Raw genomic sequence first — 23,142 nt, 5'->3', positions numbered from 1 at the left:
CAAAATCTTCAAAAAATGACAATGCCGCCACAATTGAGTGACGTAGGGTCAACATTTTATCTATGGAGGAAGCAATGGGGCAGGCAAAGAATCGCGGATCAAGAGAAGAGCGCATTGCGCAGGCGGTTGCGAGTGGGGGTGATAAGAAAAATTCTCAGACCAGCACCAAGCTTCGTTTGCCGAAATCTCCTGCCGAGGCGATTGAATGGCATCAACGGCTCGCTGCGCTATTTCGACGCCTAACTACTCCGCGTGAGATTGACGCAAATGTCGTTGCTTTTGCGTCTGAGTTAAGCGAATCGCCACCTATTTTTGTCGATGGGCAGCCGGAGCTTTGGAGTCGAAAAGACTGTTGCGACCTCAATGTCGCGAAATACATTGAGGCTCACGGCGGATCAGCCCTGTGTGGCTATCGTATCTGGTATTCCGAGCCTGATTACATCGAAGGTGAGCGCCACATGGTTTGGACCGACGGTGAAGCCATTAGGGACGTTTCATTTGTGGTTTCTGGCGAAGAGACCACGGTATTCGTTCCTGACAAGCTCGATTTTGAAAAAGCGCCGGACAAAGTTCGGAAGGGCCTGACTGACGACAGTCGAATGCTTCTAGCTTTTCATGAGATGATCGAAGGTATGCAGCCGCCCATCCCTCGCTCCTCGGAAGCGGCGTGGGAAACTACGCAAACTTATGCGCAGTGGAAAAATGATCGGGCGGAAAGTGGTGGGGAGGACGACTGATAAAAGTCGGGATGGGGCTTAAGTCGAGGCTGGGTCATATGAAGGCCGGAATCGTGGGTGAACTCATCGGCTGGGTAAATTCCGACGCTTTTCCCGCCAGTAATCGCCGTGTCAAAAAAGAGGGCGCTCTCAGATCGATCACGGGAAGCGTCTGGTACACGGTGGTGAGTTGCCGCTTGATCTTGCGGTGGCAATCAGGTTTGCAAAGGATATCTTCATTGTGCTCATCATGGAGCTGGTTGCGTATGAAGGAGATGATACATTTTAAGGCTGCGTTCGCAATTTGACGAATCTCGCGGGCAACTAAAGGGGGCTTACATGAACGAACTCACGAAGCAGGACTTAACACGCGCGGTTGCAGCCGCGATTGAAGAAGCTGGCCTCGATCACCGTGACTTTCCAGGCCTAACGATGCATGTCCTGACCAGTGGGGCCGTGGATCTTAGGTCTGACAGCGTTGGTGGTCGCGCAGGCTACCCGCCCCGAGACGTTGTGGAGTGGATCATTGTTAACCCTGCGAACGCCGGGGGAACGCGGGTATCGAAAAATGCAATCAATTTGGTGGCCTTAGCGGGTGCGGTGATTGCGGCAGCGTCAGACTCGACGTCAGTAACTTCGTACGTGTCGCTGTTACTGGCGCTCGTAGCAGCATTTAGCGCAACAATTAACCGAAACGAAGCAGCGCTACTCGTCGCCCTCAAACAACTGGAACAAGAGGGCGGGACTTGCACCCCGGTGGCGGTTGCGGGAAGAATGACTACGTTGCTGGAGCGTACGATATCGTCGGCCGATGTGTTGGACGTAGTGAATCAGCTGCGAGCGGCGGGTGTTCCCTTCCAAGACGGGGTGGACGCCAACGAAGAAATCGTGTGCAAGGAGGTAACCGTGTTCTTGCCGCAGCGTCGCCTCTAGGCTGTCATACGAGCCCAGCGGAGGATTCAAGTGGATGGACTGGGATATGCGTTGGGCTTTGCCGCCGCTTCGGCGCGCTTGTTGAACTCCTTTGTCCAGTCCAGCATGGTTTGCACGTCTGCCAGCAAAACGTCTGCTTCTGGCAGCCAACTGGGGGTATCCATCGACTGCGAGTGCTCGAACGCAGAATACTTCGTCATCATTCCGTCGATCAGAGCACAGTCCGCTGGGGTGATGGCATGGAGCCGCTTGAGCTTGTTTAGTGTTTTGATTTCGCGGCGATAGCGGACGACGATGCCGGAACAGAGGTCGTCTTCCACGGAGCGCTCGACCAAGATTCGGAAGTTGCTGCAAGCCGCCTTCAGCGCGAGTTCTTTCAAGGGTGCATCGAACTTCTTGAGTTCCGCAATCTCCTTGACCATGTTGTTTAATCCATCCTTAGGCTTCATTGAGAAAGTGTTGATCTGCGCAGGCATACCAGTGTTGCTGCCGTCGCGGGCGATCGATTCAACCGCGACTTTGACCGCGGATTGATCGAGCTTAGCCCGCTGGTCGGCAGCGTTTTGAAGGAGGACCATCAGCGACAGCCGATGTGTAAGCACGATAACTTGGCGGTTCTCGGCTAAGTCCACCAAGCGTTTCGCAACCATCTCTTCGTAGCGTTGATCCAGCGAAGAGATAGGATCGTCGAAGATCACCGGCATTCCTTGCTTAAGACCCGTCGCGTCGGCGAGGAAGGCCGCCAAGGCCACGATGCGTTGCTCCCCTTCGCTCAAGATATCGCGGCTCTTTGCGCTGCCCTGCGCGTCTTTTAGTTCGATGTAGAAGGTGAACGCTCCTTTGCCCTGCGCTCGGTAGGCCATGCGGACGGGAAGCATGTTTCCTCCCAAAGCCTGAAGCTCGGCGTTGAAGCGATCGCAATAGCCCTTGGCCAGCTCCAACTGACCAATTTCATTGCTTTTGGTGGTGAGCGGTCCTGTGAAGGTCGATTTGACGGCCGTTTCCACCGTGGCCACACGCTTGAGGCGAACCACATCAGCCCAAACCGCGTCACGCTGTTCTGCCAACCACTGCTGGGCCTTAAGTTCAGCCAGACGTATTTCCTTATCTCTCCGTCCTTTCGGGTCCAGCAACCCCGCCAACGCATCTCTCTCTGCGGTAGTCGACTTGATCTTCTGGTCGTAGGCATTAGTCCACAGCTCCCATTCCACAGAAGGTGCTGCGGTGGCCTCCATCATCGCTTTCAGCCTTGTATGAATGGCCTTGAGCAGTTGAGTGGCTTGTTCGGCTTCCAGGCCAATAGCGGCGCACTGGGCTTGCCAGCCGAGGTCGGTCGGAGCACTGGGCAATGCCTTCTTCAACGTCGTCAGCGCGTCTTCTGCTGATTTTGCTTCCATCTGCAGCGTGTCGTTGAGATAGTTCTCGAAGCTGATCAGCCGGGCCTTGCCCTCGTCTTCCAGCGGTTGCTGGCAAAGAACACAGCGGGCCTCGTCACCGACATGGGGGAATAGGTGACCGGGGTAGGCGTGGACAGTTGAATATGCCTTTGCAGCGTCCCAAAGCGTTCGCCACACGGGGTCTCCAACGCCCTTGAGCGGCAACCCATTGAGGAAGGCCGAGGCGTAGGCGGTAGCGGCTTGGCGTTTGACCTCCGCGTTGCTGCGGGCATCTAAGAGCGCTTGAGCCTTCTCGTCAATCAAGCTCTCCTTTAACGCCGAAAAGCTTGCTGCTATATGGGACAAGCGCTCAAGTTCTCCAGCGGCCTTGGCATGAGCCACTTCGGGGCTAGCCTTGGCCAGCGCTGTCTCCAACCCCAATCGCTCTTCGTTCAGGGCAGATGAGAAGGCGCAACTCTTGTTGACATCGTCCTCGGTCAGTTTTGCTGTCAACTTGCGGAGCACCGTGGCAGCGCTGCTTTGAGCGTAATCTTCTGGAATGTGGGGCAGGTTGCTGGATAGCTTTGCTGCTCGTGCCTTCAATCGAGCGGCAAGGCCATCGGATATGTTGATGAGCATTCCCACAAACCGCATGGCCTGGGGAAGGTGGGTGGCGGTAGTGGCGGTATCTCCGAACTCCAGCGCCGTGGCCGCGTCGAAAACGGGGACGGCTTTCAACGTCGGGTGAGGGCCTTTGGTCTCCTCCCATGCGAGGTCGAAATGCGCGGTGGTGCCATCGACCCCTGCCTCGGTGACCTTGATGAGGGCGGAAGCAGCAGCGAGGCTCTGTTTGAACACGTTGCGGTGAATGTTTCCCTTGGCTCGTGCTCCGCAGACGTGCTTCATTAGGCGGGCGTAGCCCGATTTGCCGGCACCGTTGGGCCCGTAGACGACTGTCATCCTTCCCTGGCTCAGATCTAGGACCGCGTCTTCTCCAAGGGCATTGACGCCGCGGATGGATGAGACCGAGTCGATGCAAAGCTCAGCGGCCGTTGGCGTGCCTAAGATGGTTCCCGGTGCCAACGGTGGGTGTGGAGTATCTAGGGTTTTGGCCGCTTCCGCCAAGCAGTGCGAGGCCAGCGTCCCCATCTCTTCTTCCGTCGGCATACGACGGTGCTCAATGACCATGGCCGCAGCCATGCGCAACCAACTGGCGCGTCCGTTCAACCAGTCTTCCAGCGTCGTGGATACAGTGGCTCCGTCTTTGTTCGCCATCTATCACATCCCCTGTGTATATGGCCGTGAGCCAAGGTGACCCCGTCCTCTTGTCAAATGGTGACGTTAGTCGCGTTATGGCGCAAGTCGGTGGTCGTAGACGAAGCACAGCCGCTCAGTGGCCGGCGAGTATGTTCCGGCTCAACTCCAAGACAATTGCCGCGATGCACGCACATGACAACTCTGAAGAGCCAGTTCAGTGCCTCATCTGGCTGTCTTCTGCATCTGCCATTGTCAGCCGAGAGGCGCCGCGCAAACGTGCTTGGTTGCGGATGTCGTGGTCATTGTGGCTTTCCATGTGTCTTAGAAGTGCGCCGATCAACTCCGCATCCTCCAGCGTTTCGGCACCGGCCAAAAACACAAGCTCTGCGACCCGCGTGCGGCGCTTGGCCTCTTCGCGGCGTTGTGTTTCCTTCGCCTTTACCGCTTGGCGCTGGCTCGCTAAAAGCTCGCGCGCTTGAAGCTGCGCCAGTCGTTCGGTGGCTCGGTGGATTCGGTCGTGGTAGTGGTTAGTCGCGCTCATCTGATTTCTCCTCTGTGCCCTTACGAGTCAACCAAAGAAATGGCTCCAGTCAAGTTCTTGCCGGCTTGAAAATTGGGACTCCCTCGAAATCGAAAATATCTGAAAAACAAGGCTTAAAAGAAATAAGCAAGAGCGCACCTAGGTGTCACTGCGTGACACGTGCGCAAAGGGCTCCGCCCCTTGAACCCCAAGCGCCGCCGGCGCTTGCGCAAATCCAAAGGCGAGGCATAAACGAAGCAACCCCACTGCTTCGGAGCTACATCTCATGGCCATCTACCACGCCAACGTCAAGACCTTCAGCCGCGCCAAAGGACATTCGTCTATTGCCGCAGCCGCCTACCGCGCCGGCCTGCTTCTCGAAGACGAGAAGACCGGGCAGCGCCACGACTACCGCCGCCGGGACGGCGTGGTCGAAACCCGCTGCATCGCTCCCGAGGACGCGCCCGACTGGGCTCTGGTCCCGGCCGAGCTCTGGCCGGCGGTGGAGGCGGCCGAGCGGCGCAAGGATGCCACGATTGCGCGCGAGTTCGAGTTCGCGTTGCCCCACGAACTCGACGAGGCGCAGCGATCGGCGCTGGCCATGGAGGTCACCCGTGCGCTGGTCAGTCGCTACGGGTTCGCGGCCCAGGCCAGCATCCACAGCCCAGGCAGCAAAGACGGCTTGAACTGGCACGTCCACGTTTTGGCAACGACGCGGCGCATGGGGCCGGACGGTTTCACGGACAAAACCAAGGAACTGGACGGTGGGCCTTCTGGTCGGGCGGAGGTGCATTGGGTTCGCGAACTGATCGCCACGACCGTCAATGCCTACCTCAGGGCGGCTGACCTAGGAATCCAGGTGGATCACCGCAGCCTTGAGGCGCAGGCCGGCGAGGCCATGGCCCGCGGCGATCTGGTCGCCGCTGCCGTGCTCTCGCGGGAGCCGACCAAACACGTGGGTAAGAACGCGACCGCCATGGCACGACGGGGCCAGGCCTCTGAGCGCGTGGAAGCGAACCGCCGAATCGAAGAGGCGAATGAGGAGACCTTCCAAAAGCTCATCGCCGTCTTCGAAAACGAGGGGCGAGCGGTGGAAGTGCCCGATGGCCACAGCCACGAACAAGCCCAACGGGAGGCCCGCCGTCCTCCTGCCATGCTGCCCCTATCGCTGGGCCGCGGGGCAGGGCACATCGAGGTCTCTCGCAACATGGGAGCCATCGCCCAACGCCTGGGATTGCTGGAGGAGACCGCTGCCGGGGCGCCACGTCCGGAGCCGGTGTCCATCCCGGCGCTCGTTGCCGAGTTGAGCCAGGAGTGGGGAGCACTGCGCCACGAGGCAGTCGCGCGGGCGCTCCATGCCACCCGCCAGCTCTTGGCCTGGGCGGCCGAGCGCGCCGCGGCGTTCGCCGAGCACGCCCGGTTCCGCTCGGACCTGCTGGAGCTGGCTCGGCGGTTGCGCGGATTCAAAGCCAGTCTGACGCGGTTCGCACGACGCCTGCAGGCCGAGCAACGCGCCTCCAGGCTCCGCCATCTGGCGGAGCGGTCTTGGGAGGACTTCACCGTCAACAATCCGCAGCCTGGCACGTCATGGACGGAGCGGGATTGGAAGCAGCGGCGGGCGTGGCGCTTGAGCACGCTGGAAAAGCGGACGGCCGAGCTGGCGGAAGCGCGGGCCCGGGTCACCCCGGAACAAAAGGCCTTCTGCGATAAGGAGGCGGCAGAGAGTGGCCACCTCCTAGAGGCCTGGAGCCAGGAGATGCTCGGGCGCTATCCCATCGAGCTCGACCGACCGCTGGTCTTTGGAGTCCAGGAGGCTCAACCGACTGCGCTCGACGACCTGCCGACCCTGGACCTTGAGCCGAGTGGCCCCCGACCACCGCGCCCACGCCTCCACTGAAACAACGGTGCCCCGCTTGCGGGGCACTTTGTTGTTGGGGCGGCGGTGGCGATCAGTGGAGCACTGGCTTCTTCTTGTTCGCCACCGGGTCGGGAGCCGCCTTGCGCCGGCGGTTCTTCCGCCACTCTTCGACGGACGGGATATCCCGCACCACGACCGCCTCCCGGGTGCGGATCTCTTGCAGGCGGTGTGCTTGCGACGCGGAGGGGGACGCTGGTGGCGGCAGCGTCGGAGCCGGCGTGGGTGTGACGTAGTCGTGCGCCGGAGGCGCAGAGGAGCCGCCGCGGTATTGGCGCATCATTTCCGCGGCCACCTCCAGGGCGTGCCGGATGTCGTCGACACGATCATGCAAGCGGCAATGCCGCTCCTGGCAGAGGAGCCCGCTGATGAGGCGGCTGGCGATTTGAAGCGTGAGTTCGGACTGCATGGATGCTCCTTGGAGCCTGTGGAAGGAGCTTTCATCCAAGCACCAAGTCGCAAACCCGCAAGTGCAAATTTCAGAGCTATTTCACAAATATAAATAGGCGCTGAAAAGTTGGCTTTCCAATGTCTGAAGACACCTAGAAGGGGTCAATGGACAGCCAACGATCAGCAATCGTCAGGCGTCCTGCTGCTGAGAGTGCGCTCCTAATCCCGTGCCGTGGGCGGCCTTGCATCGGTCGCGCACAGCGAACGGAATGGGCCGCAGAGGGGATCCACATTGCATGCTGCCTCGGCTACGATCCCCGGGGCAGGACCATCCCTTGGGCAGTATTTGCGGGTGTCCAGGTGGGAAAAGACAATTGGCATCAATGGGTTAGAGGACTCTGAATTGTGTCCCTCTCACTCCGCCAGTGTCAAAGAAACGCCCGCAAATCAACGATTTGTGGGCGTTTTTTTTCGCCACCTTGGACACTCGCTTGGACACTTCCATGCGAGTCGCGCACTCCCTCACGCGCGGCCAGACCAGCCACTAGGACGTTCGTTTGCGCGTCCTGTCGGCCTGTAGACACGGTTCGAGTGCACGGCGCGATTGCAGCACTGACGTGACGTGCAATGGCGTCGTGCTGCCGTAGCGACGTCATGCTCACCGCTGCGCGTCAGCATGGTGGCGCGTGAGTGCCGACAAGCCTTCCAAGAATTCGGGCAGACGGTATCGCTCATGTCTGTGCTCAACGATCCTGTGACGAGCGCAGCGTCCTTGACGTGTTGCATGATGAAGCTCAGAGCCTGCCGCTGCGTTCAAGCTTTCGGTGGAGTTCGCCGAGGGCCGTGGAGGGTGAAGGCAGGGCAATCGCTGCATCGCGCACTGTCTGCTTGTCGCGTTCAGCCCGCTGCGGTGTCCACACGCTTGCAACTCGTTTTGCCACGCAATGTGATCAATCGCGCAAGGCGCGTCCTGTTCCAGGCGGCGCCGCTAGCGTGCCCTGAAGCGCAGGCCGTCCTGCCGGTCTCGATCGACCGTATCTCCGAGGTGTGTCCTTGTTGACGATGGACGTCAATCGAGTCGCGCTACCGCCCTTGTTTTTCGCGTACACGCTGGGACACGTGTGACGACGGTGGCCGTGTTTTGGGCTGCAGTGCTTGCTTCATGTCGTTTCTCTGCGACGCAGTGGCGCTGCTCATCTTCCGTTGGTCGCGTGTCGCCGCAAGGTGCGCTCAGCAACGGTCGACTCGACGCTTCAATGCGATCGAAGTCCTTGCGTATGGAGGTCGCAAGCCCGCGGTGCCATTGAGTGACGGGGATGGTGGCGATCCATCGATTGATTCCCATGCCTTGTCACGAAAAAATGTGCGTCGTCGCTGGACCGCGGCGCTTCCTTCTTGCTCTGGTATCGAGATGCAGTCACACAAGATCCGCTTCATCGTCATCGCGTTGCTTTGCCTTGGCCTTGCGTTGGCCAGTGCCGTCACTTTTTTCAGCAGGCCCGCGGCAGTGCCAACACATTTGGCTGAGGCCGATGGGACGATCGAAAAGGTCGACGCAGCGCAGAGAAAGGGACGGCTTCAAAGCGTCAACTTCATCCTTGCGCCCGCCGGCGATGCATTCGAGTACTCCAGTGTGCTGCCTGGCATCGATGCGCTGTGGGGTCGTCTCAAGGTGGGATCACAGGTTCATGTCGTCTTCGACGATGCGGACAGCAAGCGATCCATCTGGGGACTGCGCTTGGGCGATGACGTCGTCGTCACGCCTGAGCAGGCGCTCCAGGCCCGGCGCAAGAATGGCCGGCTTGGTGCCATGATCGGACTGATCGCCTTGCTTGGAGCGGGATACTTTCTGCATCGCGCTCGCAAGGCGTAGAAAGGCCGCCCTGACGGTCCCGGCGTCGCAGCGGCGCGCCGCCGAGTCTTGATCTGCGAACAAGAAAGACAGGATGGACCAGCGGTCTTCGGCAAGAAGCGTGTTTCGCCGCGTTTCTGTTCCGGGCGAGCACCGGGAGCGGCCGCCTGCCACCCGAAGTGGCGTTGGCGGCGCATGGCGCAGCGCTGATTTCAGCTGTCCGTGTCGAGAGTCATCATGATGTGGATGATTCTTCCATGTTCAAGCTGAAACGAGAGGCGCTTGTTCTTGGTCTCATAGGAGCGCCAGTGCTGGCCATCGCTGTCATCCGCGGTGCCTTGGCCATAGGTGTTGATCAGCACATTCTGCGTGTCGCCGATTGCGACACCTCTGGCCGTTCTGATCGCGGGTGCGTTGATCGTGATCTGCGCAATGACGTAGCTGTCGATGTCGCGTCGCTCTTTTTGCCAGGAGAGGTTTGCCGTATAGATGTCAAACCCGGCATAGCGATGCTGGTAGTACTTGTAGCTGGTCTCCCCGGCGGGCACGTCTCCCACAAAACTCTCGCTGATCTGGGCGCCTGCCTGCGTCCTGGCTTGTTCGCTCCAGCGTTCACCCAGGTCGAAGGAGTGGTTGTTGATGACTACGGCAAAGTCGCTTTCGGTCATTTCGGCAGGTGCTGCGCGAGTTGCTGCCGCAGCGGTCATATCCGCCTGGGCGGCAGGAAGCAGTAGGAAAAGCAAGAGCGCTGCTCTTCTGGGGGAAGTAATCATGTGCATCGATGCTTTGATTCGGGCGGAAATATCACGGGTGTGTTCGTGGTCGGGAGGCTGTACACATCCGCAGGTTGTCAGATCACACAGTGCATTGCGCATGGCGAGTTTGTCGCGATGCAGGCGCAACGTAAGCGTCAGTATGGTGGGATGCATGGAGCGGCGCCATCGCTTCCGGACTGGCATACACCAAGCGACGTCAGGGTGGTGCCTTCGCGACAGTTCGGCGTCGATCTGATCAGGCGTGTGGTGGACTGTTTGCGGGTCGCGACCCGATGCGCTGCGCAATGTGGACTTGGATCGCGTTTGGGATGCGCCTACCAGCGCTGTCTCGGCAAACCGCTCCGGGACGTGCCGTATTCGATCGCCTTGCTGTCGCGGATTGATTTCGTAGCAGCGTTTTGAACGCTGCACTGCGTCTCGCTACTCCAGTCCACCTATTGGTCGTCGCAGAGGCCTGTGTGCATCCCGTGGATCGGGCGCATCAGGCGAATCGACACCGAGTCGGCGAGGTGCAGGTCGCTCGCAAAAACTCCCCGGCCATTGGCGGCAGGGGAGTACGAGAACCTGGAACTCAACCGCGCGCGTGGTCGCGCGCCTTGCCGACTTCGCTCTGTACCTTGCCGGCGTTCTTCTGCATCTTGCCTTCGACTTCCTTCATCTTGTTGCCGGTGACCTTGCCGGCGACTTCCTTGATGGTGCCCTTGATCTGGTTCTTGGCGCCTTCGGTGCGATTCTTGTCCATCGTTGACTCCGCAGTAGGGATGCCCTCAAGTGGGCATCGCCAAACTGCGCGCAGGCCGGTGGCGCGCAGGTGAAATTGAGCGGGCGTGCGCTCCACCATTTAGGTAGCGGACGGGTTGTATGCCGAAGCCTGCAGCGGCGATCGCGCGCGTTACGGTGCCCTGTTCGGGCTATCGTGCTCGGTGCTTCTATCGCGGGGACACGAGCACGGCGACATGTCCTTTCATCTGTCTGCTGGCGGCGACGGCGTGGTCCGCATGGGGCGCCGAATGGCGAAGTTCGACCGCGCTGCGCGCTCAGTACCAGCCCAGATACAGGGTGGTCACGCCCCAGGTGTCGATCAGGCCGTGCGCGAGGATCATGGCCCACAGATTGCGCCTGGAACGCAGATAGACGTACCCGAACAGCATGCCGACCACGCCGGTCAGCAGGATGCCGGAGGTGCCCTGTGCAGCGTGCATCAGACCGAACACCACGCCACCGGCCAGCGCGGCGATCCAGCGGCCGCCGCGCAGGCGACCCAGCAGGGCATCGAGCTGATGCATGAGGAAGGCACGGAACACCAGTTCTTCGCCAAGCGCCGCGCTCAGCCATGCTGCGCCGATCAGATGAAGGGTGGCGTCGACGTTGCCCTTCAGTGCGCCGTAGGCGCTGTAGTCGGTCTTGTGTCCGGTGATGGTGTCGATCAGCGGTTGCAGCACCGGTGTGATGAAGCCGACAGTCAACACCACCAGTAACGCTGTCCAGCCGATCACGGACACCAGGCGAGGGCGTGCGACGCCGCAGGCCTTGGAGGAACGTGTCTCGATCCAGACCAGGCAAAGACCGAGCAGGCCGACCACTGGCATGCGCCACGGAAACGGGAGCCACGCATAGGACGCCAGCGCGAGGACCGCGGCGCTCAGCGCAATACGCAGCAGCGGGTGGCGCATGAAGGAGGTGCTGGACGTGGCGTGGATGTCGCCTTGCGCGGAGTGCTGCATGCCTGGCCTGGAGGGAAGCGGGCACTCAGCCTAGCGAGCCTTCGCCATCGCGCACTGTGCCAAAGGCCATGTAGACCAATGCAATGCGGCGCGTCTTGGAGAACCTGCGGATGCAAACATTCCGCGCGTCGCCAGCGACAGGCGCTGGCGACACAATGCAGGCGCGGACGCTTCAGTCCGCGTGCAATCCGAAGTGGCGAGTGGCGACTATGCGCCCGTCGTCTGACACTCGAACACGCTGATGCTGCGCGGCGGTGCCAGGAACTCGCTGGCGCCGGCCGGCATGCTGTCGACCTGCAACGCGTCGTCGGTGGACAGCACCAACTTCCAGTGCAGTTGCTCTTCCGAAGACGGCAGCACGAAGCTGACGCCCTCGTGGTAGGCGTTGATGACGATCAGCAAGGTGTCGTCGTTGGCTAGTTCCTTGACGCCGGACGTTTGCGCCTTGCCTTCCAGCAGCAGGCCGACCGAGCGCGCGCCGGCGTCGGTCCAGTGCGCCTCGTCCATCTCGGTGCCGCCGGGGTTGAGCCAGGTCAGGTCGCGCACGCCCGCATCTTCGTTGTACTGGCCGTTGAGGAAGCGGCCGCGGGTCAGGATGCGATAGCGCCGGCGCAGCGCACTGACTGCCTTGACGAACTCGGTCAGGCGGCCCTCGGTGGGGTCGCGCTCCCAGTCGATCCAGGTGATCTCGTTGTCCTGGCAGTAGGTGTTGTTGTTGCCGCCCTGGGTCTGCGCGCGCTCGTCGCCGGCCAGCAGCATCGGCGTGCCCTGCGAGAGCAGCAGCGTGGCCAGCAGATTCTTCATCTGCCGCTCGCGCAGCTGCAGGATGCCGGCGTCATCGGTCTCGCCTTCGGCGCCGTAGTTGCAGGAACTGTCGTGGTCGGAGCCGTCGCGGTTGTCCTCGCCGTTGGCTGCGTTGTGCTTTTCGTTGTAGCTGACCAGGTCGTGCAGGGTGAAGCCGTCGTGCGCGGTGATGAAATTCACCGAGGCCCACGGCCGGCGCCCGCGGCGATCGAACAGGTCGGCCGAGCCGGTGAAGCGCGTGGCGAATTCGGCGAGCTTGCCCTCGTCGCCCTTCCAGAACGCGCGGGCGTTGTCGCGGAACTTGTCGTTCCACTCCGACCAGCCCGGCGGGAAGTGGCCGACCTGATAGCCGCCTGGGCCGCAGTCCCAGGGCTCGGCGATGAGCTTGACCTGCGACAGCAGCGGATCCTGGTTGCAGGCGTCGAGGAAACCGCCGCGCTGGTCGAAGCCGGTGGGCTCGCGACCGAGGATGGTGGCCAGGTCGAAGCGGAAGCCGTCCACGTGCATCTCGCCGGCCCAGTAGCGCAGCGAGTCGTTGACGAACTGGATCACCCGCGAGTTGCTCAGATTGAGCGTGTTGCCGGTGCCGGTATCGTTGATGTAGTAGCGCTTGTCCTCGGCCAGCCGGTAGTAGCTGGCGTTGTCGATGCCGCGGAAGGAGAGGGTGGGGCCCAGCTCGCTGCCTTCGGCGGTGTGGTTGTAGACCACGTCGAGGATCACCTCCAGGCCCTGGCGGTGCAGCGCCTTGACCATGTCGCGGAACTCGTCGCGGTGGCCGCTGGCCAGGTAGCGCGACTTGATCGCGAAGAAGCCGAGCGTGTTGTAGCCCCAGTAGTTGCGCAGATCCTTGTCGAGCAGGTGCTGATCGTCGAGGTAGGCGTGGACCGGCAGCAGTTCCACCGCGCTGACGCCCAGTTCCTTGATGTAGCGCAGCACCGGCTCCTGGGCCAGCCCGGCGCAGGTACCGCGCAGCTCGTCCGGCACCTGCGGGTGGCGCATGGTGTAGCCGCGCACGTGGGTCTCGTAGACCAGGGTCTCGCTCCACGGCGTCATCAGGCGCTGGTCGTCCTCCCAGTCGTAGGTGTCCTCGACCACCACGCACTTGGGCATGAACGGCGCGCTGTCGCGCTCGTCGAAACTGAGGTCGCCGTCCGGATGGCCGACCGTGTAGCCGTACAGTTCGTCGGCCCAGATCAGGTCGCCTTCGAGTTCGCGCGCGTACGGGTCGAGCAGCAGCTTATTGGGATTGAAGCGGTGGCCTTCGCTGGGTTCATAGGGACCGTGCACGCGATAGCCGTAGCGCTGGCCGGGCTTCACGTCGGGCAGATAGCCGTGCCAGATTTCGTTGGTGTATTCGGGCAGGTCCAGGCGCGTCTCGGTGCCGGCCTCGTCGAACAGACAAAGCTCCACGCGCGTGGCATGCGCCGAGAACAGCGCGAAGTTGGTGCCCTGGCCGTCGAACACGGCGCCGCGGGGGAAGGGACGCCCTTCGCGGATGCGCGAGGGGGTGGCATAGGCGGCGCTGGTCGGGTGGCGCATCGGCAGGCTCTCGGCCGGCACGCCGGCAGTAGGGGAGGGAGAGCGGAAGCATTGACGCGGAGGCCGTGCAGGACGCGTTACGGGGTGCCGAGGATGGCGTGAGGATGCGGGCATCGCCGCGGATGCAGCGACCCACGCAGCGACGCCATGGCGCCGCTGCGTGGGCGGATTTCGCGAGGCCGTCGCGGCCCGGTCCAGTGGGCGCGGGCGCGACCTGGCCTGACCTGCTCAGCGCGGCAGATCGAACAGCAGGAACTCGCTGTCCTGGGCGTCGGCGAACTGCAGGCTCGCCTCGTCGACCGCCTGGATCGCGTCGCCGGCCTGCAGGGTCTGGCCGTTGACGCTCAGCGTGCCGCGCACCACCTGCACGTAGGCGCCGCGCCCGGCCGCCAGCGGGTAGTCCAGGCGCGCGTCGCCGTCGAGGATCGAGGCGTAGATGCGCGCGTCCTGGTGGATGCGCACCGCACCGTCCTCGCCCTGCGGGGCCGCGATCAGGCGCAGCTGGCCGCGCTTGCTGTCCGGGGCGAAGTGCTTCTCCTCGTAGCCCGGATCGATCCCGGCGCGCTCGGGCATCACCCAGATCTGCAGGAAGTGCACCGGCTCACTGGCGGAGTGGTTGAACTCGCTGTGGGTGACGCCGGAGCCGGCGCTCATGCGCTGCACGTCGCCGTAGCGCAGCACCGACCCGTTGCCCATGCTGTCCTTGTGCTCCAGCGCGCCCTCGACCACGTACGACAGGATCTCCATGTCGCGATGGGCGTGGGTGCCGAAGCCCTGGCCCGGCTGCACGCGGTCTTCGTTGATCACCCGCAGCGGCCCGAAGCCCATGTGGCGCGGGTCGTGGTAGTGGCCGAAGGAGAAGGTGTGGCGCGAGGACAGCCAGCCGTGTTCGGCGCGGCCACGGGTGTTGGCGGGGCGGATCTGCAGCATGGGAGGCTCCTTGGTGGCGTTGATGTGCAAGTGGATCGAAAGCGCCGGTCGGCATGATTTCGCGTGCGCTCCGGCTTGGAAACAAGTATCCGCGCTGTCGCCGGGTTTGAAAAACGGATAGATTCGGTATCCATCATCGAAAAATTCGAATGCTCAAACTCAGCCTCGATGCCCTGCAGATCCTCGACGCCATCGACCGTCGCGGCTCGTTCTCGGCCGCCGGCAAGGCCTTGCACAAGGTGCCGTCGACCATCTCCTACACGGTCGCCAAGCTCGAGGAGGATCTGGGCGTGCAACTGTTCGAGCGGATCGGGCCGAAAGCGGTGCCGACCGCCGCGGGGGCCGAACTGTTGCGCGAAGGCCGTCACCTGCTGCGTGCCGCTGGCGACTTGGAGCTGCGCGTGCGCCGGGTGGCCTCGGGCTGGGAGACCGAATTCGCGCTGGGCCTGGATGCGGTGTTCGCGCCGGAATGCCTGGCGCAGGACATGGCGGCGTTCTATGCAGTCGCCGACCAAACCCGGCTGCGGGTGGTGCAGGAATCGCTGTCCGGCACCTGGGAGGCGCTGCTGGACCGGCGGGTGGATCTGCTGGTCGGTGCCGCCGGCGAAGGGCCCAGCGGCGGCGGCTACGTGGCCGAGCCGCTCGGCACGCTGCCGTTCGTGTTCGCGGTCGCGCCCAGTCATCCGCTGGCGCAGGCGCCGGAACCGCTCAGCCGCAGCCAGCTGAGCGCGCATCGCGCGATCGCGGTGGCGGACTCGGCACGGCGGCTGCTGCCGCGCACGGTCGGTCTGTTGTTCGGCCAGGACGCGCTGACCGTGCCGGACATGCGCAGCAAGTACCGGCTGCAACTGGCCGGGCTCGGCTTCGGTTTCCTGCCAGAGCCCTATGCGCGCGCGGCGCTGGCGCGCGGCACGCTGGTGCGCAAGGTCGTGGAGGAGCCGAAACCGGACGAGGTGTTCCAGTTGGCCTGGCGTAGCGGCGAGGAGGGCGCGGCGCTGGCCTGGTGGCGCGCACGCATGCGCCAGCCGGGCGTGTTCGCGGCGTGGCTGGCGCAGATGGCAGCGCGGCTGGACGAGGGCGGGTGATGGCGTGCGGGACACCGGCGACGCGTGCTGCACGGCGGCGATGGATGGGTCTGTTCCGCCGGTGATGCCGTGGCGCCCGCGCGCGCCGCGGGTGACGGGAGGATAATGCGCGGCATCCTCTTCTCTCTCCGCCCGGCAAGCCATGCAGGACCTGATTACGCGCTACGGACTGGGGCTGGTGTTCGTCAACGTCCTGGCCTTGTCGCTGGGCCTGCCGGTGCCGGCACTGCCCACGCTGATCCTGGTCGGTGCGACCTATGCGCTGCTCGACGGGGCGGCGATGTGGGGTGCGTTGCTGGGCGCATTGGCGGTGTCGATCGTGGCCAGCCTGCTCGGCGATCTGCTGTGGTTCGGCGCCGGCCGCCGCTACGGCAACCGCACGCTGCAGTCGCTGTGCCGGCTGTCGCTGTCGCGCGACACCTGCATGAAGCGCACCGAGCGCTTCTATGCGCGCTGGGGCGTGCGCGTGTTGGCGGTGGCCAAGTTCGTGCCCGGCCTGTCGATGGTGTCGGTGCCGATGGCCGGCGCAATGCGCGTGCGGCCGGTGGCCTTCCTGCGCTACGACGCGCTGGGCGCGACGCTGTGGGCCGGCGGCGGGTTGTTGCTGGGCCTGTGCTTCGCCGACCAGGTGCAGGACTTGCTGGATTGGCTGAGTTTGCTCGGCAGGCGCGCGGCGCTGCTGCTGGTCGGCCTGCTGGCGCTGTACGTCGGCTACCGCGCCTGGCGCCGGCAGTCGCTGCGCAAGGCGATGGAGACCCTGCGCATCGAGGTCGACGAGCTGCATGCGCTGCTGCAGGGCGAGACGCCGCCGCTGTTGCTGGACATTCGTGCGCCGGGCTACCGCACGCTGGAGCCGTATGCCATCCCCGGTGCGCTGGAAGTGGACGATCGCCAGGTCGATGCGCTCGTCGCACGCTTGCCGCGCGACCGCAGGATCGTCATCTACTGCGCCTGCCCCAACGAAGTCTCGGCCGCGGTGCTGGCCAAGCGCCTGCGCCAGCATGACTTCGAGGACGTGCTGCCGCTGCGTGGTGGCCTGGATGCATGGCGTGCGGCGGGCCATCCGGTGGTCGTGCTGGACGCTGCGGCTGCAGTGGCACCGGCACCGACGGGCAAGACGATCGCGGCGTGACTCGGTGCGGCGAAGGCGTCATGCGTGCCGATGGTGCCTGCGACGCACAGGCCCTGCGTACGCCCCGGCTGATGCAGGCGGGTGCGTTGTCCGCGCGCGCGCGGGCGGCTGTGCGCGGCGAGGCAAGTTGTGCGGTCATGCGCTTGATCCTGTTGCCTGTACCGCCTGTGCCTCGCTGATGCGGCGACCCGCTGCAATGGACGAGGTCCACATCGCGCCGTTCACTTGCCGTTCCTTGCCTTGCGGTTGGATGCGCAGATGATGAATCGACACAACGAATCGACAGAGCGACCGGCGCGGCCAGCCCGTGTCTGCGGCGACGACCTCGCAGAGCGTGCGCCGAAGCGACTCCTCATCCTCACCCTCATCCTTGGAGACAGCCATGCACATCGATCTATCCGGTAAAACCGCCCTCGTCACCGGCTCCACCGCCGGCATCGGTTTCGGCATCGCCAAGGGCCTGGCCGCGGCGGGCGCCGAGGTCGCGCTGAACGGTCGCGACCAGGCCCGCACCGAGGCCGCGGTGGCTGCCCTCAAGCGCGACGTCGCCACTGCCCGCGTGCGTGCCGTGGTGGGCGATGTGGCGACCGCGGCCGGCTGCGAGGCGATCGTCGCGGCGCTTCCCGCCGTCGACATCCTGGTCAACAACGCCGGCATCTTCGGCATGCAGGACTTCTTCGAGACGCCCGACGCGGAATGGGAGCGCTTCCTGGCGGTGAACGTGCTGTCCGGCGTGCGGCTTTCCCGTGCGTATCTGCCGGCGATGGCGGACAAGGGGTGGGGGCGCGTGCTCTTCGTCTCGTCGGAGTCCGGGCTCAACATCCCGGTCGAGATGATTCACTACGGCGTGACCAAGACCGCCGATCTCGCCCTGTCGCGCGGGCTGGCCAAGCGCATGGCCGGCACCGGCGTCACTGTGAATGCCATCCTGCCCGGGCCGACGCTGACGGAAGGCGTCGCCGCCATGCTGTCCGACCAGGTGCAACAGTCCGGCAAGCCGCTGGACGAGGTCGCCGCCGACTTCGTCAAGGCGCATCGCGCCAGCTCGATCATCCGCCGCGCCGCGACGGTGGAAGAGGTCGCCAATCTCTGCGTCTACGTCGCCTCGCCACAAGCGTCCGCGACCACCGGTGCGGCGCTGCGCGTCGATGGGGGCGTGGTGGATACCATCGCCTGAGCCGGGCAGGGGCCTCTGCATTCGCGCACGCGAGGCCGAGGCGGCGCCGCGCCGCCGCCGCCTCGTAATGTCTGGCGGATCGCCTGCGCTGGAGTTGAAGTGCCGATGCGGGAGGCGGTGCCGTGATCGGCACATCTTCCGTGTGCGCATGCGTCACTCGTCGTTGCGCGCGTCGTGCAATCGGAATCACGCAGGCAAAAAAAACGACAAGCGTCGGCTTGTCGTTTTTGATCTGACTGGTGCGCCCGGAGAGATTCGAACTCCCGACCGCCTGGTTCGTAGCCAGGTACTCTATCCAACTGAGCTACGGGCGCGTTGTCAGGCGCGGGATTATTCACGAGTTGCGGCGATTCGTCTACACCTGCGTGTCGTCTCCATGACGAATCGCAAGCGAGTGCGCCCCTGGAGCCTGTCTTGATGCGATCGCATTGCCCCGGCAGGGCAAAAAAAAACGACAAGCGGTGGCTTGTCGTTTTTCATCTGACTGGTGCGCCCGGAGAGATTCGAACTCCCGACCGCCTGGTTCGTAGCCAGGTACTCTATCCAACTGAGCTACGGGCGCGTCGTCAGGAGCGGAATTATGCGGGAGTCGATCGGGCCAGTCAATGCTCTTTCCGAAAAATTTCACCGATCCCCGGCCAGCAACGCCGCGGCCACGGCCGCAGGCCGCTTCATCCAGGCGAAATGGTCGGCGGCCACGCCCAACTGCGTGGCGTCCAGGCGATGGATGTGCGCTGCCGGCGACGCCAGCTTGTCCAGCAGGCCCCGCAGCGAGCTCTCCGGCGCCAGCCAGTCGTCCTGCAGCACCACGCCACGCGCCGGCAGCGTCAGGTGCGCCAGTTGCGCCTCCAGGTCGATCGCCAGGCCGGCCGCGGCGTAGCGGCCGCTCCGACCGACGCGCGCCCAATCGGCGATCAGGCCGCGCGCTTCGGTGCCGCCGAAGCCCAGGCGGCGTCCATGCAGCACGCCTTGCCGCTGCGCCAGCCATGGCAGCAGGCGGTACGCCAACGGCAGCAGATAGCCGCGCGGCGCGGGAAACCGGCGCCAGTACGGCGTGCCGCTGGCGACCAGCCACAGCGCGGCGAAGGCCTGCGGCTGCAGGCTGGCATGGCAACAGGCGAGCTGTCCGCCGAGGCTGTGGCCGCCGACGACCAGCGGCGCCGCGATCCCGCACCCGGCGATCGCCGCCTGGCTGGCGGGCAGGTCCCGTTGCAGCAGGGCGCGATAGCCCCAGTCGCACTGCCGCGACGGCCGCAGCGTGCTGCTGCCGTTGCCGCGCCATTCGTGCAGGAACACCGCGACGCCGTGCGCGGCCAGCGCTTCGGCGAACGGCAGGTAGTGGCGCGCGGCCACGCCCAGCGCCGGCAGCCACAGCAAGGCCTGCCGCGGCGCGGCGGGAACGCGCGCCAGCAAGCTCCAGCGATGGCCATCGGCTGCGGCGACGGGCAGGGCGTGCTCGGCGACCGCCGCCGCGGCGATGGGCGCTGCGCTCATGGGCCGCGCGCCGCGCCGAAGTGGTCCAGCACCGCTACGTCGCTGCGGCCGGGCCGGTAACTGCCGCGCAGGGCGCGCGCCACGTAGTCGATCGCCGCTTCGCAGGCGGCCGGCAAGGCCAGGCCCTGACACAGCTGTGCGGCGATCGCCGCGGCCAGGGTGCAGCCGGTGCCGTGCGCGTCCAGCGGCAGCCGCGCATGGCTGAACTCGCTGCGGCTGACGCCGTCGTCGTAGCGGTCGATCACCCGCTGGCCTTCCTGCAGGTGGCCGCCCTTGAGCAGTACCGCCTGCGCGCCGGCCTCGAGCAGCGCGGCGGTGGCGTGCTCGGCGTCGTCGGCGGTGTCGATCGGGCGGTCGAGCAGCAACTGCGCTTCCGGTACGTTCGGCGTCACCAGCGTCGCCAGCGGCAACAGGCGGCTGCGCAGTGCGTCGAGCGCGTCATCCTGCAGCAGCTTGGCGCCGCTGGTGGCCACCATCACCGGGTCCAGCACCACCCAGGGTGGGCGATATTCTTGCAGCGCATCTGCGACCAGGTGGATCACCTCGGCGTTGGCGAGCATGCCGAGCTTGACCGCGGCGATGTCGAAGTCGGCGAAGCAGGCGTCGATCTGTGCGCGCAGGAACGACAGCGGCGGCACGTGCACCGCGGTGACGCCGCGGGTGTGCTGCGCGGTCAGCGCGGCGGCCGCCGCCAGCCCGTGCACGCGGTGCGCGGCGAAGGTCTTGAGATCGGCCTGGATGCCGGCGCCGCCGCCGGAATCGGTGCCGGCGATGCTCAGTGCGGAGACGACGGTGGGTTCGCTCATGCGCCGATTGTGCAGGGCCGGCGCGGGTTATGCACTCGGCCGCGCCTTCAGCGCTCGCGGCTGCGGTAGTGCGCCTGCAGCGCGTACAGCGTGCCGACCGTGCCGGTCAGCAGGGCGGGGCCGAGCAGTGCGTCGAAGCCGACCTGCCGATAGGCCCAGGCGCCGAGCACGCCGCCGCACAGAAAACCGCCGATGATCAGCAGGCTCAGGCGGATGCGCCGGCGCGGCAGCGGCAGGCCGCGCAGCGCCTGGCCCAGGCCGATGCCCAGATCGGTGAACATGCCGGTGAGGTGGGTGGTGCGCACCACCGCGCCGCTGTAGATGGTGGTGGTGGCGTTCTGCAGGCCGCAGGCGATCGCGGCGAGCACGGCGCCGGCGAGTTGCTGCTGCTTGAACGCCTGCATCGCGGTCAGCAGCAGCAGCGCCTCCAGCGCCAGCGCCACGCCGTAGCGGCGACTCAGGCGCAGGCGGCTGTCCTGCACGATGAAGCCGCCGAGCATCGATCCGCCGAGGAAGGCCAGGACCACGCCGACCAGTTGCGCGATCGCGCGGGCGTCGCCATCGGCCAGCGCCGCGCCGAGCAGGGTGGTGGTGCCGGTGAGGTGGGTGACCGCCTGATGTTCGAAGCCGAGATAGCCGACCACGTTGACCATGCCGGCGACCGCGGCCAGCGTGCCCGCGAAGGCCCAGGCCCAGCGGGGCAGTTCCAGGTTCATGCCGCGCGCGCTGCGGCCGCAGCGCGGCGACCGCGATGCGCGGCCGCCCCGGCACGCCGCCAGTGGCACCTGACCGCAGCCATCTCAACGTGCGCCGTTGACCGAGATCTCGGAGAAGCTGGCGCTCGCCGGGTCGTAGACCGCGCCCCAGAAACGGTTGCCGCCGCCGCAGGCCTTGACCGCGTCGACCGTGGGGTCGCGCTCGCTGCTGTCGTCCGGCGCGAAGGCGTTGACGTAGATCGCCTGCTTGCCGCGGTACAGGATGCCGACGTACTGGCGATCGGACGCGGTGGGATCGGCGATCTGCGGCTGCAGTTGCGTCAGGTGCGCTTCCAGTTGCGCGATCTGCTCCGGGGTCGGAATCCAGTAGCCGGTGACCGCGCCGTCCTGGCGCGCCGGGCTGTCGCGCGAGCAGGTGTCCAGCACCTGCGTCGCGGTGCTGTTGCGGGTGACGATCCACGACTGCCCGGCCTTGACCGCGGTCGGCACCATGGCCGGCCCGCGCGCGGTGGCGCAGGCGCCGAGCAGGGCCATGGCCAGCGCCATGCCTGCCAGGCGCACGCCGGCCGCCGCGTTCACAGGACCTCCGAGGCGTAGTCGGCCAGGCGCGAGCGCTCGCCGCGGCGCAGGGTGATGTGCGCGCTGTGCGGCCAGGCCTTGAAGCGGTCCACCGCGTAGGTGAGGCCGGAGGTGGTCTCGGTCAGGTACGGCGTGTCGATCTGCTCGACGTTGCCCAGGCACACGATCTTGGTGCCGGGGCCGGCACGGGTGATCAGCGTCTTCATCTGCTTCGGGGTCAGGTTCTGCGCCTCGTCCAGAATCAGGTAGCGCGACAGGAAGGTGCGCCCGCGCATGAAGTTCATCGAGCGGATTTTGATGCGGCTGGCGAGCAGGTCGTTGGTGGCCTGGCGGCCCCAGGTGCCGCCTTCCTGGGTGTGGGTGAGCACTTCCAGGTTGTCGGTGAGCGCGCCCATCCACGGCGTCATCTTCTCTTCCTCGGTGCCGGGCAGGAAGCCGATGTCCTCGCCGACGCTGACCGTGGCGCGGGTCATGATGATCTCGCGGTAGCGCTGCTGGTCCATGGTCTGCGCCAGGCCGGCGGCCAGCGCCAGCAGGGTCTTGCCGGTGCCGGCGGTGCCGAGCAGGGTGACGAAGTCGATTTCCGGGTCCATCAGCGCGTTGAGCGCGAAGTTCTGCTCGCGGTTGCGCGCGGCGATGCCCCACACCGCGTGCTGGCCGCTGCGGAAGTCGTCGACCAGCGCCAGCGTCGCCTTGCGCTCGGCGTTGACCTTGACCACGCGCAGTTCCACTTCGTCCTCGCCCGGCAGGTACAGGTACTGGTTCGGATACCAGTCCTCGTCGGCGGCCAGGGCGATCTCGTAGCAGGTGCGGCCCTTGTCGCTCCAGCTGCGCAGGTCCTGGTTGTGCTTCTGCCAGAAATCCTCCGGCAGCTCGATCGCGCCGGTGTAGAGCAGGCTGAAATCGTCGAGCGCGCGGTCGTTCTCGTAGTCCTCGGCGACCAGGCCGCTGATCGCGGCCTTGATGCGCAGGTTGATGTCCTTGGACACCAGGATCACCGGGGTTTCCGGGTGCTCCTCGCGCAGTGCCAGCACCGCGGCCAGGATCTTGTTGTCCGGGGCGACGCTGCCGAAGCTGCGCCCCGGCTCGACCGGGCGCACCTGGAAGTACAGCCGGCCGATGGCGCCGGTGCTCTTGAGCTGGATGCCCTGCGGATGGCTGAGCGGGATGCCGGATTCGATCTGCTCGGCGCCGGCGCCCTCGATCAGCTCGTTGAGGAACCGGCTGACCTGGCGCGCGTTGCGGCTGACTTCGGACATGCCCTTCTTGGCATTGTCCAGTTCCTCGATCACCTGCATCGGCAGGAACACGTCGTGTTCCTCGAACTTGAACAGCGCGGTCGGATCGTGCATCAGCACGTTGGTATCCAGCACGTAGATGCGCTTGCCTCGGGTCATCATGGATTCCTGAAAGAGGAGCAG

Annotated in this window: 21 protein-coding genes and 2 tRNA genes; 7 read left to right on the top strand and 16 right to left on the bottom strand. The window is 64.8% G+C overall.

Going from position 1 to position 23,142, the window contains the following annotated elements; translation table 11 throughout:
• The first annotated feature begins 74 nt into the window (after positions 1 to 74).
• Positions 75 to 737, top strand: a complete 663-nt coding sequence (locus AC1PMG_RS12220) for a hypothetical protein (RefSeq protein ID WP_481109064.1) — start codon at positions 75 to 77, stop codon at positions 735 to 737.
• 318 nt (positions 738 to 1,055) lie between these two features.
• Positions 1,056 to 1,649 carry a hypothetical protein gene (locus AC1PMG_RS12215; protein WP_481109063.1) on the top strand — a complete coding sequence of 198 codons (594 nt, stop codon included), beginning with the start codon at positions 1,056 to 1,058 and terminating at the stop codon, positions 1,647 to 1,649.
• Between the two features lie 26 nt (positions 1,650 to 1,675).
• Here the strand turns inward: AC1PMG_RS12215 and AC1PMG_RS12210 are convergent, their stop codons facing one another.
• Both AC1PMG_RS12210 and traD read right to left on the bottom strand, forming a co-directional pair.
• Positions 1,676 to 4,300: an AAA family ATPase gene (locus AC1PMG_RS12210; protein ID WP_481109062.1), complete on the bottom strand. Its 2,625-nt coding sequence runs from the start codon at positions 4,298 to 4,300 to the stop codon at positions 1,676 to 1,678.
• A gap of 196 nt (positions 4,301 to 4,496) precedes the next feature.
• Positions 4,497 to 4,823 (bottom strand): conjugal transfer protein TraD, encoded by a 327-nt coding sequence (traD, locus tag AC1PMG_RS12205; RefSeq protein ID WP_481109061.1) that lies wholly within the window; start codon positions 4,821 to 4,823, stop codon positions 4,497 to 4,499.
• A gap of 265 nt (positions 4,824 to 5,088) precedes the next feature.
• Between traD and AC1PMG_RS12200 the strand changes: the two genes are divergently transcribed.
• Positions 5,089 to 6,699: a MobA/MobL family protein gene (locus AC1PMG_RS12200; RefSeq protein ID WP_481109060.1), complete on the top strand. Its 1,611-nt coding sequence runs from the start codon at positions 5,089 to 5,091 to the stop codon at positions 6,697 to 6,699.
• 52 nt (positions 6,700 to 6,751) lie between these two features.
• On the opposite strand, the gene AC1PMG_RS12195 is transcribed toward AC1PMG_RS12200, so the two are convergent.
• Positions 6,752 to 7,126, bottom strand: a complete 375-nt coding sequence (locus AC1PMG_RS12195) for a hypothetical protein (protein WP_481109059.1) — start codon at positions 7,124 to 7,126, stop codon at positions 6,752 to 6,754.
• Positions 7,127 to 8,269: 1,143 nt separating this feature from the next.
• Here AC1PMG_RS12195 and AC1PMG_RS12190 point away from each other — a divergent pair.
• On the top strand, positions 8,270 to 8,980 hold the full coding sequence (locus tag AC1PMG_RS12190) for a hypothetical protein (protein WP_481109058.1): 711 nt from the start codon (positions 8,270 to 8,272) through the stop codon (positions 8,978 to 8,980).
• Between the two features lie 191 nt (positions 8,981 to 9,171).
• On the opposite strand, the gene AC1PMG_RS12185 is transcribed toward AC1PMG_RS12190, so the two are convergent.
• The 5 genes from AC1PMG_RS12185 to AC1PMG_RS12165 all read right to left on the bottom strand — a co-directional run bounded on the left by AC1PMG_RS12185 (position 9,172) and on the right by AC1PMG_RS12165 (position 14,732).
• On the bottom strand, positions 9,172 to 9,888 hold the full coding sequence (locus tag AC1PMG_RS12185; RefSeq protein WP_481109057.1) for a hypothetical protein: 717 nt from the start codon (positions 9,886 to 9,888) through the stop codon (positions 9,172 to 9,174).
• 418 nt (positions 9,889 to 10,306) lie between these two features.
• Positions 10,307 to 10,477, bottom strand: coding sequence for a CsbD family protein (locus AC1PMG_RS12180; RefSeq protein ID WP_082028942.1), 171 nt, complete (start codon positions 10,475 to 10,477; stop codon positions 10,307 to 10,309).
• 295 nt (positions 10,478 to 10,772) lie between these two features.
• Positions 10,773 to 11,324 (bottom strand): CPBP family intramembrane glutamic endopeptidase, encoded by a 552-nt coding sequence (locus AC1PMG_RS12175; protein WP_481111662.1) that lies wholly within the window; start codon positions 11,322 to 11,324, stop codon positions 10,773 to 10,775.
• 342 nt (positions 11,325 to 11,666) lie between these two features.
• A complete protein-coding gene (gene glgX, locus AC1PMG_RS12170) occupies positions 11,667 to 13,802 on the bottom strand; it encodes a glycogen debranching protein GlgX (RefSeq protein ID WP_481109056.1) in 2,136 nt (711 codons plus the stop codon).
• A 228-nt stretch (positions 13,803 to 14,030) separates the two neighbouring features.
• A complete protein-coding gene (locus AC1PMG_RS12165; RefSeq protein ID WP_342073279.1) occupies positions 14,031 to 14,732 on the bottom strand; it encodes a pirin family protein in 702 nt (233 codons plus the stop codon).
• A 149-nt stretch (positions 14,733 to 14,881) separates the two neighbouring features.
• Here AC1PMG_RS12165 and AC1PMG_RS12160 point away from each other — a divergent pair, with 149 nt between their 5' ends.
• Positions 14,882 to 15,817 (top strand): LysR substrate-binding domain-containing protein, encoded by a 936-nt coding sequence (locus tag AC1PMG_RS12160; RefSeq protein WP_481109055.1) that lies wholly within the window; start codon positions 14,882 to 14,884, stop codon positions 15,815 to 15,817.
• Between the two features lie 142 nt (positions 15,818 to 15,959).
• Positions 15,960 to 16,949 (top strand): DedA family protein/thiosulfate sulfurtransferase GlpE, encoded by a 990-nt coding sequence (locus AC1PMG_RS12155; RefSeq protein WP_481109054.1) that lies wholly within the window; start codon positions 15,960 to 15,962, stop codon positions 16,947 to 16,949.
• A 135-nt stretch (positions 16,950 to 17,084) separates the two neighbouring features.
• Here AC1PMG_RS12155 and AC1PMG_RS12150 read toward each other — a convergent pair whose 3' ends face one another.
• The gene (locus tag AC1PMG_RS12150; protein WP_481109053.1) at positions 17,085 to 17,333 is read right to left on the bottom strand and encodes a hypothetical protein; all 249 of its coding nucleotides are present in this window, start codon (positions 17,331 to 17,333) and stop codon (positions 17,085 to 17,087) included.
• Here AC1PMG_RS12150 and AC1PMG_RS12145 point away from each other — a divergent pair.
• On the top strand, positions 17,332 to 18,126 hold the full coding sequence (locus tag AC1PMG_RS12145) for an SDR family NAD(P)-dependent oxidoreductase (RefSeq protein WP_481111661.1): 795 nt from the start codon (positions 17,332 to 17,334) through the stop codon (positions 18,124 to 18,126). The genes AC1PMG_RS12150 and AC1PMG_RS12145 overlap by 2 nt on opposite strands.
• 237 nt (positions 18,127 to 18,363) lie before the next feature.
• On the opposite strand, the gene AC1PMG_RS12140 is transcribed toward AC1PMG_RS12145, so the two are convergent.
• From AC1PMG_RS12140 to AC1PMG_RS12110, 7 genes are all read right to left on the bottom strand, one after another.
• Positions 18,364 to 18,440 (bottom strand) — tRNA-Arg (locus AC1PMG_RS12140).
• Positions 18,441 to 18,611: 171 nt separating this feature from the next.
• A tRNA-Arg gene (locus tag AC1PMG_RS12135) sits at positions 18,612 to 18,688 on the bottom strand.
• A 62-nt stretch (positions 18,689 to 18,750) separates the two neighbouring features.
• On the bottom strand, positions 18,751 to 19,620 hold the full coding sequence (locus AC1PMG_RS12130; RefSeq protein WP_481109052.1) for an alpha/beta hydrolase family protein: 870 nt from the start codon (positions 19,618 to 19,620) through the stop codon (positions 18,751 to 18,753).
• Positions 19,617 to 20,426, bottom strand: a complete 810-nt coding sequence (gene thiD, locus AC1PMG_RS12125) for a bifunctional hydroxymethylpyrimidine kinase/phosphomethylpyrimidine kinase (protein ID WP_481109051.1) — start codon at positions 20,424 to 20,426, stop codon at positions 19,617 to 19,619. The genes AC1PMG_RS12130 and thiD overlap by 4 nt, the downstream gene beginning before the upstream one ends.
• A 47-nt stretch (positions 20,427 to 20,473) precedes the next feature.
• Positions 20,474 to 21,142, bottom strand: coding sequence for a YoaK family protein (locus AC1PMG_RS12120; RefSeq protein ID WP_481109050.1), 669 nt, complete (start codon positions 21,140 to 21,142; stop codon positions 20,474 to 20,476).
• Between the two features lie 84 nt (positions 21,143 to 21,226).
• The gene (locus AC1PMG_RS12115; protein WP_481109049.1) at positions 21,227 to 21,721 is read right to left on the bottom strand and encodes a hypothetical protein; all 495 of its coding nucleotides are present in this window, start codon (positions 21,719 to 21,721) and stop codon (positions 21,227 to 21,229) included.
• Positions 21,718 to 23,118, bottom strand: a complete 1,401-nt coding sequence (locus AC1PMG_RS12110) for a PhoH family protein (protein WP_342073274.1) — start codon at positions 23,116 to 23,118, stop codon at positions 21,718 to 21,720. Before AC1PMG_RS12110 ends, AC1PMG_RS12115 begins: the two co-directional genes overlap by 4 nt.
• Positions 23,119 to 23,142 lie beyond the last annotated feature (24 nt).

The organism is Xanthomonas sp. NCPPB 2250, assembly GCF_056725265.1.
Note: the sequence above shows the minus strand (reverse complement) of the source record. Positions and strands in the feature narration are given on the sequence as shown.